At 71.6% G+C, this 15,996-nt stretch carries 12 protein-coding genes; 4 read left to right on the top strand and 8 right to left on the bottom strand.

Features of this window, described 5'->3' with window-relative positions; translation table 11 throughout:
* Nucleotides 1-296 precede the first annotated feature (296 nt).
* From ACM6JT_RS17395 to ACM6JT_RS17380, 4 genes are read left to right on the top strand one after another with little or no spacing between them, the layout of a single operon-like run.
* A complete protein-coding gene (locus tag ACM6JT_RS17395) occupies nucleotides 297-557 on the top strand; it encodes a XapX domain-containing protein (protein WP_034183472.1) in 261 nt (86 codons plus the stop codon).
* A 25-nt stretch (nucleotides 558-582) separates the two neighbouring features.
* Entirely contained in the window at nucleotides 583-2,163 is a 1,581-nt protein-coding gene (locus ACM6JT_RS17390; protein ID WP_034183343.1) for a cation:proton antiporter, read from the top strand.
* Nucleotides 2,164-2,211: 48 nt separating this feature from the next.
* Nucleotides 2,212-2,604 (top strand): OsmC family protein, encoded by a 393-nt coding sequence (locus ACM6JT_RS17385; RefSeq protein ID WP_034183342.1) that lies wholly within the window; start codon nucleotides 2,212-2,214, stop codon nucleotides 2,602-2,604.
* Between the two features lie 32 nt (nucleotides 2,605-2,636).
* A complete protein-coding gene (locus ACM6JT_RS17380; protein WP_414856923.1) occupies nucleotides 2,637-3,530 on the top strand; it encodes a pirin family protein in 894 nt (297 codons plus the stop codon).
* Nucleotides 3,531-3,592: 62 nt separating this feature from the next.
* Here ACM6JT_RS17380 and ACM6JT_RS17375 read toward each other — a convergent pair whose 3' ends face one another.
* The 8 genes from ACM6JT_RS17375 to bcsZ are packed head-to-tail and all read right to left on the bottom strand — an operon-like array spanning nucleotide 3,593 to nucleotide 15,994.
* Nucleotides 3,593-3,790: a hypothetical protein gene (locus tag ACM6JT_RS17375; protein WP_131947668.1), complete on the bottom strand. Its 198-nt coding sequence runs from the start codon at nucleotides 3,788-3,790 to the stop codon at nucleotides 3,593-3,595.
* A complete protein-coding gene (gene bcsG / locus ACM6JT_RS17370) occupies nucleotides 3,772-5,337 on the bottom strand; it encodes a cellulose biosynthesis protein BcsG (protein ID WP_131947667.1) in 1,566 nt (521 codons plus the stop codon). The genes ACM6JT_RS17375 and bcsG overlap by 19 nt, the downstream gene beginning before the upstream one ends.
* Nucleotides 5,338-5,363: 26 nt before the next feature.
* Nucleotides 5,364-7,901, bottom strand: coding sequence for a UDP-forming cellulose synthase catalytic subunit (gene bcsA / locus ACM6JT_RS17365; RefSeq protein ID WP_414856922.1), 2,538 nt, complete (start codon nucleotides 7,899-7,901; stop codon nucleotides 5,364-5,366).
* Nucleotides 7,898-8,677 carry a cellulose biosynthesis protein BcsQ gene (bcsQ, locus tag ACM6JT_RS17360; RefSeq protein ID WP_414856921.1) on the bottom strand — a complete coding sequence of 260 codons (780 nt, stop codon included), beginning with the start codon at nucleotides 8,675-8,677 and terminating at the stop codon, nucleotides 7,898-7,900. Before bcsQ ends, bcsA begins: the two co-directional genes overlap by 4 nt.
* Nucleotides 8,674-8,895 carry a hypothetical protein gene (locus ACM6JT_RS17355; RefSeq protein ID WP_414856920.1) on the bottom strand — a complete coding sequence of 74 codons (222 nt, stop codon included), beginning with the start codon at nucleotides 8,893-8,895 and terminating at the stop codon, nucleotides 8,674-8,676. The genes bcsQ and ACM6JT_RS17355 overlap by 4 nt, the downstream gene beginning before the upstream one ends.
* Entirely contained in the window at nucleotides 8,892-10,862 is a 1,971-nt protein-coding gene (gene bcsE, locus ACM6JT_RS17350) for a cellulose biosynthesis protein BcsE (protein WP_414856919.1), read from the bottom strand. Before bcsE ends, ACM6JT_RS17355 begins: the two co-directional genes overlap by 4 nt.
* A 9-nt stretch (nucleotides 10,863-10,871) precedes the next feature.
* The gene (locus ACM6JT_RS17345; RefSeq protein ID WP_414856918.1) at nucleotides 10,872-14,780 is read right to left on the bottom strand and encodes a cellulose synthase subunit BcsC-related outer membrane protein; all 3,909 of its coding nucleotides are present in this window, start codon (nucleotides 14,778-14,780) and stop codon (nucleotides 10,872-10,874) included.
* Nucleotides 14,765-15,994, bottom strand: a complete 1,230-nt coding sequence (bcsZ, locus tag ACM6JT_RS17340; RefSeq protein ID WP_175750000.1) for a cellulose synthase complex periplasmic endoglucanase BcsZ — start codon at nucleotides 15,992-15,994, stop codon at nucleotides 14,765-14,767. Before bcsZ ends, ACM6JT_RS17345 begins: the two co-directional genes overlap by 16 nt.
* Nucleotides 15,995-15,996 lie beyond the last annotated feature (2 nt).

Genomic DNA, 15,996 nt, shown 5'->3' with positions numbered 1-15,996 from the left:
CTTCGGGTTGCTCATGACGTGTGTCGTCCTGTAAACGGAAAAAGAAGGGCCTGCCTCGACCGTCGGAACGGGAGGCGCCGCGTGTGAATTGCGCCGGATCGGGATCGTCATCCGGCTCGCAGTATTTAATCTGCAAACGCACGGCGCGAACACCCATGAAACGGAATCGATCCGATTCCGGAATCGATGCCCGTTCGGGGCGGCTCGCCCTTTTTTTCTTCACGCAAACCCGATACCCTTTCGAAATCTTGACGGCGCGCCCTGCGCCGCCCGTCGGCCATCACGAGATGCTCATCATGAAACCGTATTTCCTGTCGCTGCTCGCCGGCATCCTCGCCGGTGCCATCTACGGCGCGCTCGGCGTGAATTCGCCGGCGCCGCCGATCATCGCGCTCACCGGCCTGCTCGGCATGCTGGCCGGCGAACAGATCCTGCCCGTCGCGCGCCGGATGCTTTCCGGACACCGGCTGAATACCGCGTGGCGCGACGCGCAATGCAGCCAGCACATGTTCGGCGCGCTGCCGGGCGGCACCGCGAACGACCGCAAGCCGTCGTGATGCACGCCGTCGCCGCAGGCCGCGCATGACCAACGTCGAGCTGTTCCACTACCTGCTGCTGTTGATCTGCGGCGCGGGCGCGCTCACGTGGCTCGCCGAACGAATCTCGATTCCGCCGGCCGTCGTGCTGCTGCTCGGCGGCTGCGCGGTGGCGATCGCCGGCAAGCGCGTGCCCGACATGGACCCGGCGCTGCTGCTCGCGGCCGTGCTGCCGCCGCTGCTGATGTCGAGCGGGTTCTACACCGCATGGAAGGAATTCAGGCAGGAGCTCGCATCGATCGCGTCGCTCGCGCTCGGTGCGGTAGCGTTCACGACCGTCGCGGTGGCCGTGGCCGTGCGTGCCGCGAACCCGGCGCTGCCGTGGGCCGCGTGCTTCACGCTCGGCGCGATCGTGTCGCCGCCCGACGCGGTGGCCGCGAAGGCGATCCTGCAGCGCTACCCGCTGCCCGCGCGGCTCGTCGCGGTGCTCGAAGGCGAAAGCCTCGTCAACGATGCATCGGGCCTGCTGCTGTACCAGATGGCCGTGTCGGCCGCGCTCGCCGTGTCGATCACGGCCGCGAGCGCCACCGGCCTGTTCTTCTCGCTCACGCTGATCGGCATCGCGGTCGGCCTCGCGTGCGGCCACGCGATGTGCTGGGTGCTGCCGCGCCTGCGCGACCCGATGCTCGGCATCGTCGTGACCTTCGCGATGGCGTGGGGCAGCTACGGCATCGCGGAAGCGGTCGACGGCTCGGGCGTGCTGTCGGTGGTGACTTGCGGCCTCGTGCTCGGCGTGCGCCAGCATCGCGTGTTCGACGCCGACCTGCGGATCAAGGCGAAAGCGACGTGGGAAGCGATCGTGTTCGTGCTCGATGCGCTCGTGTTCATCCTGATCGGTCTCGCGCTGCACGCGATCCTCGCGCGCGTGAACCACGAAGGCGCGGTGCTGATGGCCGGCCTGCGCGTCGCGCTGCCCGCCACCGCCGCCGCGATCGGTGCGCGCGTCGTGTGGGTGTTCGTCGCGATGTGGCTGCCGGACCGCCTGCGCGCACCGCGCGCGGGCCATGCGCGGTGGTCGTGGCGCGAGGCCGTCGTGCTCGGCTGGTCGGGCATGCGCGGCGTCGTGAGCCTCGCGGCCGCGATCGCGCTGCCGAGCAACTTTCCCGGCCGCGACCTGATCCTGTTCAGCACGTTCCTGCTGATCATCGCGACGCTCGTCGTGCAAGGCGGCACGCTCGCGCCGCTGATCCGCGTGCTGAAGCTGCGGCCCGTCGCGCGGCACACGATGTCCGAGCACGCGGTGCGCGCGCATACGTTCGGCGCGGCGCTCGCCGAACTCGACGCGCTGGAGCAGCGCGGGTCGAACCTCGAGCGCCCTTCGCTCGACCGCCTGCTCGCCGAATACCGCAACCGCGTCATGTTCAACGAACGCGCGCATCGGCATGGCGCCGAGCCGGCCGACATGCGCGCGCGGATGCTGCGCGTCGAGCTCGAACTCGTCGGCGTGTCGCGCCAGGCGCTGCTCGACCTGCATCGCGACGGCAAGGTCGACGACACGGTGCTGCACCGGATCGAATCGGAGCTCGATTTCGAGGAACTGCGGCTGCAGCGGCTGCTCGAACCGTAACGTCCGGCCAGGCCGCCGGCCCTCCCCCTTCTCCCCCATGGAACTGCAATGAGCGAACTGTCCGTCGAAGCGAGCATCGGCTCGGTCGATTATCTCGTCCACTTCAGCGATGGCGTCCACCAGTGGCGTGCCGACGAACCGGCGCCGCTCGGCGGCGGCGATGCGGCGCCGACGCCCGTCGCGCTGCTGCTGTCGAGCCTCGGCGCCTGCACCGCGATCACGCTGAAGATGTATGCGCAACGCAAGGGCTGGCCGCTCGCCGAAGTACACGTGAAGCTCGCGCACGAATCGGGCAGCGCGGGCAGCACGATCGTGCGCCGCATCACGCTCGAAGGCGACCTGTCCGGCGAGCAGCGCGAGCGCCTGCTGCAGATCGCGAACGCGTGCCCGGTGCACAAGATCCTCACGCATCCGATCACGATCGACACGGCGATCGCCTGACCGCCTACCGCACCGAACACGAACTCCCCACCATGTCCGCATCGATCAAGACCCTGCTCACGCCGCGCGAAAGCGACATCGGCAACCTCGTCGTGCGCCGCGTGCTGCCCGCGCGCGCCGCGCGCCTCGTCGGCCCGTTCATCTTCTTCGACGAGATGGGCCCGGCCGTGCTGCCGGCCGGCCGCGGCATCGACGTGCTGCCGCATCCGCACATCGGGCTCGCGACCGTCACCTACCTGTTCGACGGCTCGCTGATGCATCACGACAGCCTCGGCTTCCGGCAGAAGATCGTGCCGGGCGACGTGAACTGGATGACGGCCGGCCGCGGCATCGTGCATTCGGAGCGCTCGCCGGACGAGGACCGCCCGCGCGAGCAGCCGGTCCACGGGATCCAGACCTGGGTCGCGCTGCCGGTCGAGCACGAGGACACCGCGCCCGCATTCGTCCATCATCCGGCCGACACGCTGCCGTCGTTCGCGCGCGACGGCGCGAGCGTGCGCGTGATCGCGGGCACCGCGTTCGGGCTTACGTCGCCGGTCGCCGTGTTCTCGCCGACGCTCTATGCGTATGCGGAATTCGCGGCGGGCGGCCGGCTCGCGCTCGATGCGGAGCACGACGAGCGCGGCGTGTATCTCGTCGACGGCGACCTCACCATCGACGGCACGCCGCTCGCCCCCGCGACGATGGCCGTGCTCGAACCGGGCGCGACCGTGGCGCTCGCCAGCGCGAACGGCGCGCGCGTGATGCTGCTCGGCGGCGCACACCTGCCGGGCGAGCGTTTCATCGAATGGAATTTTGTATCGAGCGAGCTCGCGAAGATCGACGCGGCGCGCGCAGCGTGGGCCGCGCAGACCTTCGGCAAGGTGCCGGGCGAGGAAGACGAATGGACGCGCCAGCCGGAACGCAGGGCGCGACCGGCAGAATAGGCAGATTTGCTCGCAAGCAGGCGACGGCCGGCACGCATGCCGGCCGTCGTTCCGTCGTTCGTTTACCGCTTCAATCCCATCAGTTTCGCGAGCGTCGGCCAGCGCTCGAGCGACTCGACGAACGCGCGGCGCGCCTGCTCGTCGACATAACGTTCAGGGTCGAGTGCGGGCAGATGCCGCGCGAGGCCGAGCACGTCGTTCGGCTGCGACAGGCGATCGTCGTCGCCGTCGCCGGGAAGGATTACTGTTCGTCGATCCATACGCCGTCCGGAGTCTTCACCGCGTAACCCGCGGCCGTCTGCATCGTTACCGTTCCCTCGTTCTCGCCGACCATCCGCGTGCGCGGCAGGTCCGCCGCATATTGCGCGAGCGTCGTGCCGGGCTTGAACGGGCTGTTCGACACGAGGTTCGACAGCAGCTGCGCGAGCGCCAGGAAGCTGGTCGGCTGCTCGATCACGGTCGTCGCGCCGTGGTTGCCGGTAAAGCCGACGAGCCGCACGCCGACCGGCCCGTGCACGATGCGCGGCGTCGGGATCTCGCGCAGGCCCGCGACCTGGTTCTTGTCGCCGCGCAACGCAGCGCCGTGCTCGGGCACGAACACGATCACCGCGCGGCGGCCCGATTGCGCGATCAGGTCGGCGAGACGGTCGAAATCGCCCATCAGCTTCGTCGCGCGCTGCGGATACGAGTCGATGCTCGTCAGCGAACTGCCGACCACGCGGTTGCCGTCGTGCAGGCTGATCGTGTTGTAGTACAGCGCGACGGGCCCCTGCACCGACCCGCGCTGCGCGTACCAGTTCGCGAGCGTTCCATAGTCGTCCTTGATCGCCGAGCCGTCGAACGCGTGCATCGCGACGGGCGCGGCCGCGTTCGAGACCATCGGCGCGTCGGCCGCGCCGATGTTGTCGTGGATCACCTGCAGGAAGTTGTCGAAGTGGCCGTCGTGGTTCAGCAGCGACTGCACCGTGTAACCGGCGCCCGCGAGTTGCGCGAACAGCTGGCACTGCTGCGGCGCGGGCTTGTACAGGTCCGCGTGCGCCTCCTGCCCGCAGCTCGCACGCAGCACGCGGATCGCCGCCGGGCCGCTGTAGCTCGCAGCGGTGCTGAAGTTCGAGAACAGGTAGTCGAAGTGGCTCAGCATCGGGTGATTGCGCACCTTCGCCGCATCGAGATCGTCCCACGACAGCGAGCAGACGTGCAGCACGATCACGTCGAACTGCGCGGCCGGATCGTTGCCGAGATGACCGAACGCGACCTGCCGCTGCGACTCCTGTGCACGGAACGTCGCGAGCGCGGCGTTGTGGTCCTCGGGCTGGTCGGCGCGCCCCATCGTCGTCGTGCCCTGCGCGTTCGCCTGCTGCGCGGCCGGCGCGACCACGCGCGCCATCAGGCCGCTGCCCGCTTGCCACAGCGGCATCACGATCAGCACGGCCAGCACGAACGTCGCGACGCGCAGCCAGCGGTTGACGATGAAATAGACGATCAGCGCGCCGACCACCGTCAGCACGAGCGCGGGCGGCAGCAGGCGCGGCAGCAGTTCCATCCAGTAGTCGACGCGGAACGTGCTCACTTCGCGTGCGGCTTCGGCAAGACGTGCAAGCGGCGGCGCATGCATCTCGCGCGCGAGCAGCGGCACCGCGATCGCGATCGCCACGAGCTGCCGGACGATGCGCCATGCACGCCGCCGCACCGGCGCGCTCGCCGCGAGCGCCGCCGCGAACGCGAGGTTCGCGAGCCACAGCGGCTGCAGGTGCCCGGTCGCGAACAGCGCGAACTTCAGGATGAAATACAGATTCCAGAACGTCATCTAACCCACTCCATGATGAGCGCGCGTCAGTCGCGCGCCCGATCGAGTTTCGGCGCCAGCATGGCCTGCAGGCCGCGCGCCGCACCCTTCCACATCCGTACATAACCGTCCACGCCGATGCGCAGCACTTCCTTCAGCCCGCCGAGCGGCGTGTCGACGCGCGTGCCTTCGTGCCAGTCGAGCCACGCATCCGCGCGGCCGAACGTGCATTGCACGAGCTGGCGCTCCTGTTCGAGCGTCAGCGCTTCGAAACTCACGCCGACGTGGGTCGGCGTCACGCGGCTCACGCGCACCGGGAACGGGAATGGCCGGTCGCCGCGCGTCACGCACACCGTCAGCGTGTCGCCGACGGCGAGCGGCAGCCCCGGCACCGCTTCGAGGCCGAGGCCGCCGGTCGAGTAGTCGCTCGTGAAGCATGCGGCGGTCGTTCCGTCGGCGAGCAGCAGCATGGCCGGCACGCGCATCGCGATCCGGTGCGTGACGCGCACCTGCTTGGTCTCGCGCGCGACGGCCAGCGCCGCGCCGAGCATCGCGAGGTTGTATACGGTCCAGCCGAGCGTGATCAGGATCGTCGACGCCTCGTCGCCCTGGTCGGCCACCAGCCTCCACAGGCCGGCGACGATCGCGAGCACATTCAGCGCGAACAGCACGAGATACGGTTTCGACGTCGACCAGTCGACGTAACCTTCGTCGATCTTGCCGCCCTTGTCGGTCACGTTGAACTTGCCGTGCTTCGGGCTGAAGAACGCGACGGTGGTCGGCAGCGCGATGTACCACGCGAGCACCGATTCGTAGACCTCGGCCCAGAACGAATGGCGGTAGCGCCCCTGCATCCGCGAGTTCGCGACGTTCGCGAGCACGAGATACGGGATCACGTAACTCGCGAGCGCGAGCGACGATGCGTTGATGAAGTACAGGTGGAAGAACAGGTACGCGAGCGGGATCGTCAGGAACACCAGCCGCGGAATCCCGTAGAAGAAGTGCAGCATCGCGTTGCCGTAGCAGATCCGCTGGATGAAGCCGAGCCCGGGCCCGAGGAACGGATTGTCGATGCGGAAGATCTGCGCCATCCCGCGCGCCCAGCGCGTGCGCTGCTTCACGTGGCCCGCGAGGCTTTCGGTCGCGAGGCCTGCCGCCTGCACGGTCGGCAGGTACGCCGACGTATAGCCGCGCCGGTGCAGCTTGAGCGCCGTATGCGCATCCTCGGTCACGGTTTCCACCGCGACGCCGCCGACCTCTTCCAGCGCGCTGCGCTTGAGCACCGCGCACGATCCGCAGAAGAACGTCGCGTTCCACAGGTCGTTGCCCGACTGCACGAGGCCGTAGAACAGGTTGCCCTCGTTCGGGATCTCGCGGAACGTGCCGAGGTTGCGCTCGAACGGATCGGGCGAGAAGAAATGGTGCGGCGTCTGCACGAGCGCGCACTTCGGGTCGCGCAGGAACACGCCCATCGTCGTCTGCAGGAACGAGCGCGTCGGCACGTGATCGCAGTCGAAGATCGCGATGTATTCGCCGTGCGTCTTCGGCAGCGCGCGGTTGATGTTGCCGGCCTTCGCGTGGAGGTTGTCGTCGCGCGTCAGGTAGTCGATGCCGGCCTCGGCCGCGAACGCCGCGAACTCGGGGCGCCGGCCGTCGTCGAGCAGGTAGACGCGCAGCTTCGCCGTCGGCCAGTCGATGCTCTGCGCGGCGAATACCGTCGGCTTCACGACCGACAGCGGCTCGTTGTAGGTCGGGATGTAGATGTCGACGGTCGGCCAGGTGTCGGGGTCGTCGGGCAGCGGCACGATCGGCCGGTCGAGCGGCCACGCGGTCTGCACGAACCCGAGCAGCAGGATCATCCACGTATAGGCTTCGGCGCCGTACAGCAGGTAGCCGGCGACCGCTTCGACCGGGCTGCGGAAGTCGAGCGTCTGCGTCGTGCGCCACCACACGTAGCGCACTGCCGCGAGCAGCGCAAGCGACGCGAGCGCGAGCGTCGGCAGGTGGCCCGGCAGGCGGCGCAGCGCGAGCGCCAGCACCGCGACGATCGCGAAGAACGCGAACTGCGCGCCGGGCATCAGCGGCGACATCCCGGCCGCGGCCCACAGCAGCGCGCCGGCCACGAGCAGCAGCGGCGCGAGCCAGCGGCGCCGGCCGACGCCGTTCGCGCGCGCATCGAGCCAGCCGCCCCAGCGCGCCCACGGCAGGCGTTCGAGCATCGCGTCGATGCGACGGCCGACCGCGCGCCCGGCCACATAGACCGGCACGACGAAGGTGTCGAACCACGCGAGCGGATCGCGCGCGGGCCGGCCGTCGGCCGCGCGCGGCGCGCGCACGATCGAGCGCCACAGCCATTCGCGCGGACTGAGCGGCTGCAGCACGCCCCACTCGTGCGCGAGCCGCAGGAACGCGGCGCGCGCCCGGCGGCGAACGGGATCGGGCCGGCCCGGCGGCGGCGCGTGGAAGAACAGCCGCACGACCCAGTCGAGCAGCGTGCGCTCCGCCGGCAATCCGATGCCGCGCGCGAACCAGTCGGTCGCGCGGCGGCCGAACGCGCGCAGCCGCGGCGCGAAGGCGGCCTTCATCGCGCCGCTCCGGTGCGACCGGCGACTGCCGCCGCCAGCCACGCATCGACCCAGTTCGCGATGCCGTTCAGGTCGTGCGCCGCCTGCGAATACGGCGCGTCGTCGAAGATCCAGCTGCCGCGCGCGAGCGCTTCGGGCACGGCCGCGTCGACGTGGATCCGCTGTTCGAGCATCGATGCCGGCCCGGCGACCGCGCGCAGCATCGCGATCGCGTCGCGCTGCATGTCGCGTGCCGGATTCAGCCGGTTCACGACGATCTGCAGTTCGCCGCCGCCGGCACGCAGCGCACCGAGCCGCGCGGCCACCGTCGCGCAGGCGGTCGGTTCGGGCGGCACGACGACGAGCGTCAGGTCCGCGCGGCGAATCGCCTGCTCGGCCTGCGGCGACGGATAACGCGCGGTGTCGACCAGCACGACGCCGTCGGCCGGCAGCGCGATCTCGTCGAGCGCGCGCGACAGCCATGCCGGGTCGGCCGCGAGCCGCGCATCGCACGCGGCCGCGCCGGCCGCGTCGACCTGCCCGTACGGCACGAACAGCACGCCGTCGGCATTGCGCCACGTATGCGCGTGCCACGGCTCGGCGCCGCCGAGCACGCTCTGCGCGATGCCGTGCTCGGCCAGCGAGTCGAGGCCGAGCGTCGCGCCCATCAGGTTCTGCGCATCGAGCTCGACGGCGACGACCTGCCGGCCGCGGCGCGCGAGCAGCACCGCGAGCGCGGCCGCGAGCGTCGTGCGGCCCGCGCCGCCCGTCGTCGATGTAATGGCGATCGTCTTCATCGCGTCGCCTCGCCGTCGTGCTCGGCGCCGGGTTCGGCATCGGGCAGCAACCGGCCGCGCAGCGCGACCGGCACGAGTTCGCACGGCACCGCGTCGCGCCGGTCGATCCCGCGCGGCGCCTGAAAACTGCGGCCGATGCCGAGGTGCTGCGCAACGATCCAGACGGGCACCGCGATCACGATACCGACGATGAATCCGATGACGAGTTCGGCGATCATGCGCTCTCCGGCTTGCGCAGCGGCATCGCGCTGCGAATGGCACTGCGCGCAGGCGCGGCGGGAATGGCGGGAAGCGGGGCCGGTGCGTCGGCGGCAAGGTGCGCGAGCGCCGGCATCGCATCGATCGCCTCGAGCGAGACGATTGCATCGATTGCATCGATTGCATCGATCGCATCGCTCACCTCGGTCGCGTCAGGTGACGCCGCGCCGAAATCGGCGCGCGCAGCCGATGTGCGCGCAGCACCGGCCGGCTGCTTGACCGCGAACAGGTCGCTGTAGTCGGCGATCGGCGCGCGCCGGTTCTCGGCCTTCAGCGCATCGAGCTCCGTGTCGATGCTGCCCCGCCCGAGGCACACGACGCGGTCGGACAGCGTGTCGACCGGCACGTCGAAGATCCGCGCGAGCGCGTCGTCGGCATCGACCGGCTCGCACGCGAACAGGAACATGTACAGGTGCCCGGGATCGGCCGTCACGACGTCGCCCGCGCGGCGCGGCCGGCAGTGCCGCAGCGCGTCGACGTGCGACACGCCCGGCAGCAGCGCGATCTTCGCGAGCGTGTGCGGCAGCGCGAGCACGGCGCCGCGATCGAGCACCGCGCGAATCCGCAGGCAGAACGCGCCGACCGGCAGATAGCCGAGCACCGAATCGCCGAGCGCGGCCGCGAGCGCCGCGCGATAGTCCGCCGCGACGGGCCGCGCATAGAGCTGGCCGCGCAGCGCGTGCACGGCGGCCTGCATCCGCGACACCGGCAGGTCGCGCGCGACGACGCGGTTCGCGCCGACGCTCAGCAGCAGCATCTCGAACTGCTGGCGCAGCACCTCGCCGCCACGCTCGACGACCGCGATCTTCAGCGCGCCGCCGCACTGCCGACGCAGCGCGTGCACGTCCGCGCACAACGCTTCGAGCTGCGCATGCGAGCGGAACGCGAGCACCGCGGTCGCGGCCTGGGCCTTCGCGCAGGCCGCGACGACGGCCGCGTTGTCGTCGACGATTTCCCAGTCGCCGGGCGCGCGGTTCACGCCGTCGAGCACCGCGCGGCTGACGACGACGCGATCTTCGTCGATCGCGAGCTTCATCCGGCGCGCCGGCTCGGTCGCGCCGGCATCGATGCTCGCCGACAGCCGGCCGCTCGGCGCAAAGCGCAGCGGCCGCACCTCGCCGGCCGCGAGCGTGTCGCCCGCGCGCCAGAAATCGACGATCCACAGCAGTTCGCCGTGCGTGCGCTGCATCTGCGCGACGCCCGAGAAGACGCCGTGGAAACCGCTGCGCGGCGCGCGATCCGCACCGCGCACGAGCGGCGGATCGTCGGTGCTCACGTCGGTGCCAGAACGCGCCGCTTCGGGATCGAGCAGCAGCACGAGCGCGATGCGGTGGGTGCGGCACCAGTCGGCGAGCGCGTGCGCTTCGTCGGCGAGCGCGACCGGATCGTCCCAGCTGAACCAGCGCTGCGCGCCTTCGACGAAATACAGCGAACGCGCGCGAAAACCGTAGCGCTTCATCGCGCGCAAGCCGCCGGTCAACCGCGCGAACGGGCCCGGCGCCGCGCGGCGCGGTGCGGCGCCGGTGCCTTCTCCATCGGCCGGCTCGGCCGCCGCCGGCATCGCCAGCACGCTCAGGTTGCGCGGCCAGCCGGCCGGCTGCGCGCCGCCCGCAAAGCCGCGCGCCTCCATTTGCTCGACGACGCGCGCCGCGTCGCGTGCGAGCACGACCGTGACGTCGCGCGTGCGCGCCTGCCGCGCACTCTCCCACACGAGCGCATCGCACGCCGGCGTGCCGCCGGCCGCGTAGATCGCGTACAGGCCGCCCGCTTCCAGTTGCGTCCATGCGTCGGGCAAGCCGTCGATCGCGAGCCGGCTCAGCGTGCCGACGCGGCCGCCGGCCGGCCCCATGCGCAGCAGCGCACGCAGGCGGCCCAGCAGGCCGGCGGCACCGAGCGCGGGACGGGTGGCATCGATTTCCGTATTCACGACGTTCCCCTAGTAATCCGAATAAAGCCGCACCGGCGTCGGCGTGACGAGCCAGCCGGGCTGCGCGCGCGCATCGAATGCATAACGCAGGTACACGAGCGCCGAACTCGGCGCGTAGTCGTGCGACCGGTCGACATGCAGTTGCGCGCCGACGCTCAGGTGCGGGTTCACGCGGTACTCGACGATGCCGTTCACACCGTACGAGAACGACACGCCGCGTGTCGAGCTGCCCGCGTACACGAACCCGGCCGCCACCTGCGCGGCCCGCTGGTCCGAGAACGTCGGGTAAAACAGCGAATCCTTCTCGTAGCTGTTCGAGATTCCGCCCGTGACGGTCAGGTCCCACGACAGCGCGTCGCGCCGCCCCGCCCATTCGATCGGCACGCCGAGCGACAGGTAGCGCTGCGGGCTGTAGTAACCGCCCTGCCCGTACGTGTAGTAGCGCAGGTTCTGCGCGTAGTGCCACGCATTGCCGACGAGCCCGGTGCTGACCTTCATCGTCGCGCGCTCGTACACGGGCACCGTGAACCCGGTGCGCAGCGTGACTTCCGCGTTGCGTTCGACGTTGCGGCCGGACAGCACGCCCGCGCCGAGTTCCGCGAACAGGTTCGTGCGGCCGACGTCGACCGATGCGCGCAGGTTCACGCCGTCGCGGCGCACGCCGCCCCAGACCGCGCCCGTCCACGGGTCGCGCATCCCCGCGTACGACAGCACGCTGCTCGTTTCCGGCCGCCGCGACGCATTCACGCTGAAGCTCGCCGGGCCCGCGTCGAAGCGGTAGCGCACCCCGCCGACGAGGTAATGCACGGGGAAACCGAGCGGCGACGTGCCGAGATCGAAGCGCCATGCATCGGTGCGATAGCCGGCGCCGAGCGCGACACCCGTCGTCGACTGGTGCAGCGAGCCCGGCGGATTCGCGATCAGCGCGGCGGCCGGCTGATTCGACTGGAACGGAGGCGGCAGCCCGCTCGATGCCCTGAGCGCCGCGTAGGTCCCGAACGTCTTCAGCGAATACGCGTTCGGGTCGCTCGTATCGAGCGTGCCCGGATCCAGATGCACGGTGTCGATCTGCGCGAACACATGCCCGTCGTAGCGGATCGGCATCTGCAGGTAGATCGGCACTTGCTGCGCGCGATACGACGAGATGCCTTCGTCGCCCGACTTGTACGCGGGCATCCAGCCGGTCTCGATCTCGGGGTTGCGCCGCTGTTCGAGATCCGCGAACGCGGCCTGCGCGGGCGTCAGGCCGTCGCGGCCCGGGCTCACACCCGCCGTGCGTTCCTGCGACCGCGACAGCCGGTACAGCGACGCCGCGTCGTCATAGCGGCCCTGTGCCTCGGCCACGCGTCCGGCCGCAACCGTCACGTCCGCACGCGCCGGATACGCGGCCTGCAGCCGGCCGGTCACCTGCGCGGCTTCGTCCGGACGGCGCAGCGCGTTCAGGCGGCGCACGGCCGACAGTTGCGTGTCGACGTCGTCGTCCGGCGTGCGTGCGAGCACGGCCTGCACCCGCGCGAGCGCGGCCGCGCGGTTGCCGCTGTCCTCGTCGATGCGCGCGAGCGCGAGCTGCGTATCGGCATCGTCCGGCGTGCGCGCGACGACCGGCGCAAGTGCGTCGCGCGCCGCGCCGTAATGGCCCTGCGCGCGTTCGAGATCGGCCAGTTCGAGCGCATGGCGCTTGTCCGCGCGGCCGGCCGGGCTCGCGCGATCGAGCAGCGCACGCGCCTGCGCGTAGTCCTGCCGCGCGATCGCATCGTCCGTCTGCCGCAGCACGAGCCGCAGCGACTGGTCCTCGAGCCTCGCCGTCTGCGCGGGCGTCAGCGACGGTTCGCGGCGCAGCGCATCGAGCCACGCGGCGAGTGCGTCGTCGCGCCCCGCGCTGCCGAGCAGGTCGCCGTAGCGCAGCCGCACGTCCGCATCGGCTTCGCGCGGGTGCGCGGCGATCCAGTCGCGCAACGGTGCGAGGCCGCGCTCGGGTTCGCCCGCGCCGATCCACTGCGCGCCGATCGCGGCGAGCATGTCGGGATCGTCCGGCGCGCTTGCCTGCGCATGCGCGAGCGATGCCGCGAATGCCGCACGATCGCCGCGCCCGAGCGCGCCGCGCGCGTCGGCCAGCGTGCTTTCCGCGTCGAGCTTGCGCGCGAGCGCGCGCATCCCGTCCGAACGGTGCGCATCGTCGACGGGCGCGAGCGCGGCCTGTGCGCCCGCGATGTCGTCGAGCGAATTGCGGTACAGCGCCGTTGCATAGCGCATCTCGGGCGTATCGCTTTGCGCGAGCCCTTCGTCCATCACCGTGCGGCCGAGCTGCGGCAGCCCCATGTCGCGATACAGGCGCGCGAGCGCGAAACGCGTCCACGGCGCGTCGGGCGCCGCACGCACGGCCGCCTCGTAGCGTTGCGCGGCGGACCCGCGTTCGCCCTTGTCCGCGAGCGCGCGCGCCTGGTTCGCGAGCAGGTCGGCGCGCAGGCCGTCGAGCGCACGGCGATCGTCGCGGCCCGTCACGCGCCCTTGCAGCGCGTCGAGCAGCGGGCCGATCCGGTCCGCGCGGCCGGTGTTTTCATACAGCATCGCCGCGCCGCGCACGGCCGACGGATTCGGCGAACGCGCGGCCAGCAATTCGCGCAGCAACGGCTCCGCGCGCGCCCAGTCGCGCTGCGCGAGCAACGCATCGGCGAGCTGCAGCTTCGCGTCCGGGCTGTCCGGCTGCATCGCGAGCGCGGCACGCGCCGCGCGCTCGGCATCCTGCGGCCGTCCCGCGGCGGCGGCCGCACGGCCTTGCGCGAGCAGGCCCCAGAACTGCGCGGTGCGCGCCAGGCTCTGCCATTTGCCGCGCTGGTCGGTCGCGAGCGTCGCGGCCCGCGCGAACAGCGCGCGCGCGTCGTCGTGCCGCCCTTCGCGCAGGCGCAGCAGGCCGAGCCCGCCGACCGCATCGGCGTCGTCCGCGCGCGCACGTGCGGCGCGGGCAAGCAGCGGATCGGCGGCCGCAAGGTCGCCGCGCGCGAGCGCCTGCAGGCCGCGCTGCTGCGCGATATAGCCGGGATCGCGTTCGAGCCGGCGCTGCGCATCGCGCCGGCTGTCCAGTTCGGCAGCGCGGTCGCGGAATTCGGTGTCGTCCGGCACGAGTGCGAGATACGCATGCAGCGCGTCGAGATACGCCGGATCGCTGCCAGCCGATTGCAGCACGCGCCGCCACAGCGCCATCGCCTCCGTATGGTCGGCGTCGTCCCGCTTCGCGAGCGACCATGCGATCCGGTTCGCCTCCGCGCGCGTGTCGGCACGCTGGTTCAGCAGCCGCGCGAGCGCCATCGACGCGCTCGTGTCCTGCGGATCGGCCGCGGCCGCGCGGCGCAGCGCGGCGATCGCCGGCTCGCGACCGCCCGGCGCATTCGACACGATCTGGTAATACTCGGCGCCGAGCGCACCCGACGGCGCACCGTTCGGAAACAGCGCGACGATCCGCCGGGCTGCCTCGTCGGCGCGGCCGCTGCGGGCGAGCAGGCGGATCTGCGCCATCTCGCCGCGCCCGCTCGTCGCGACGCGATATTCGTCGGCCACCCGCCGCGTCGCGGGCGCATTCGGCGACTGCGCCTGCAGGCGCGCGAGCGCGGCCTGCGCGCCCTTCGCATCGCCGAGCCGCAGCAGCACGCGGACCTGTTCGGCAAGCAGTTCGGGATTGCCCGGCGCGATCAGCAACCCCTTGCGCAGCGCATCGTTCGCGAGGTCGTCGCGATGCTTGACGCCCCACATCCGCGCGGTATCGAGCTGGCGCTGCGCATCGGCGGAAGCGGTAGCCGCCGGCATGGCGGTTTTCGGCATCGCCGCGTCGGCTGCGGTGCCCGGCGCGGCCGCGCACACCGACGACGCGAGCCATGCGAACCCCGCGACATGCGGCGCGGCGCACTTCAGCGGGCGGCGCACGAAGGGCCTCCCCAGCGGGTGTCGAGCGTGCCGTCCGCGCCGAACCTGTAGCGTCCGTCGCGCCAGCCGAGGCCGAACAGCGTCAGCACGCTCGTGTAATAGCCGGGCGCCGACTGGCGCGCGAGCGACTCGACGCGGGCCGCCTGCGCATCGGCGAGCGCGCGCTGGCCGCGCGCGTCGAGAAACGGCACGGCCGCCGCGGAAAATCCGCCGTTGCCGTCGTTCGGCCCCGCGACGCCCGTCGTCGTATCGACCTTCTCCGGCGGCGCGCCATGCGCGGCGATATGGTCGGCGAACGGTGCGAAACGCGCGAGCAGCGGCGCGGCGAGCGGATCGGCGCGGTCGAGCATGCCCGCCCACAGGTACACGCGGATCGCGTTGTACGCGCTCTCCGCATGCGTCTGCGGATCGGGCCCGAAGCCCGTGCCCGCGCGATACAGCGCCCAGTCGGGCGAAAAACCCTTCGGCGCCGTGTCGAGCAGCACGCGCCCGGTGCTGGATGCCAGCGCGGCCCAGCGCCGGTCGTCGGGCAGGCGCGCGCCGAGCGCGCGGATCACCTGCGGCGGCGAATAGCTCGGGTTCACGCGCCACTGGCCGTTGGGCAGCTTGAAGCCGGTCGGCCCGGGCAGCAGCGTGACGCCGAGGCCCGGCACGGTCGCGGTTTCCTCGTCGAGCACGCGCTTCGCGAGCAGCGCGCCGCGCGCGGTGTAGCTGCGCTCGTGCCACAGCCGCCCGGCCTCGACGAGCGCGTACGCGATCCACAGGTCGGCGTCCGACGCCGCGTTCGCGTCGAGCACGCGCCACGCGCCGTCCGGCGCGCGGCCCCACAGCCACGCCGGCAGGTGCGCGCTCAGGTCGCCCTGCGCGAGGTTGTTCTCGGTCCATGCGAGGATCGTGTCGAACATGCGCCGGTCGTTCGCGACCAGCGCGAAGAAAAGTCCATACGCCTGCCCCTCCGACACCGTGCGTGAATCGGCCGAGCCGACGTCGATCACGCGGCCGTCGGCCGAGATGAAATCGCGCTTGAACGCGTCCCAGCGCGGCCACGGCGCGCCGCATCCGGCGGCGGCCGCATCGGTCGCGCCGGCGCCCGCGGCCTGCGCGCGAGCGGCCATGCCGCCCGCCGCACACGCCATCGCAACCGCCAGCGCGAGTGCCGCGCCGACGCGCCGCGCCGGCCGCGTTACCCGTCGCTTCGCCATAACCCGCGCCATCC

This window comes from Burkholderia sp. IT-111MI5, from assembly GCF_949752865.1.
GTDB lineage: Bacteria > Pseudomonadota > Gammaproteobacteria > Burkholderiales > Burkholderiaceae > Burkholderia > Burkholderia pyrrocinia_C.
Note: the sequence above shows the minus strand (reverse complement) of the source record. Positions and strands in the feature narration are given on the sequence as shown.

Coding starts and splice junctions, on each gene's coding strand:
- bcsZ (WP_175750000.1), bottom strand. CDS start 15,994: ATGGCGCGGGTTATGGCGAAGCGACGGGTAACGCGGCCGGCGCGGCGC.
- ACM6JT_RS17375 (WP_131947668.1), bottom strand. CDS start 3,790: ATGGATCGACGAACAGTAATCCTTCCCGGCGACGGCGACGACGATCGC.
- ACM6JT_RS17380 (WP_414856923.1), top strand. CDS start 2,637: ATGTCCGCATCGATCAAGACCCTGCTCACGCCGCGCGAAAGCGACATC.
- bcsA (WP_414856922.1), bottom strand. CDS start 7,901: ATGAAGGCCGCCTTCGCGCCGCGGCTGCGCGCGTTCGGCCGCCGCGCG.
- ACM6JT_RS17395 (WP_034183472.1), top strand. CDS start 297: ATGAAACCGTATTTCCTGTCGCTGCTCGCCGGCATCCTCGCCGGTGCC.
- ACM6JT_RS17385 (WP_034183342.1), top strand. CDS start 2,212: ATGAGCGAACTGTCCGTCGAAGCGAGCATCGGCTCGGTCGATTATCTC.
- ACM6JT_RS17355 (WP_414856920.1), bottom strand. CDS start 8,895: ATGATCGCCGAACTCGTCATCGGATTCATCGTCGGTATCGTGATCGCG.
- ACM6JT_RS17390 (WP_034183343.1), top strand. CDS start 583: ATGACCAACGTCGAGCTGTTCCACTACCTGCTGCTGTTGATCTGCGGC.
- bcsQ (WP_414856921.1), bottom strand. CDS start 8,677: ATGAAGACGATCGCCATTACATCGACGACGGGCGGCGCGGGCCGCACG.
- bcsG (WP_131947667.1), bottom strand. CDS start 5,337: ATGACGTTCTGGAATCTGTATTTCATCCTGAAGTTCGCGCTGTTCGCG.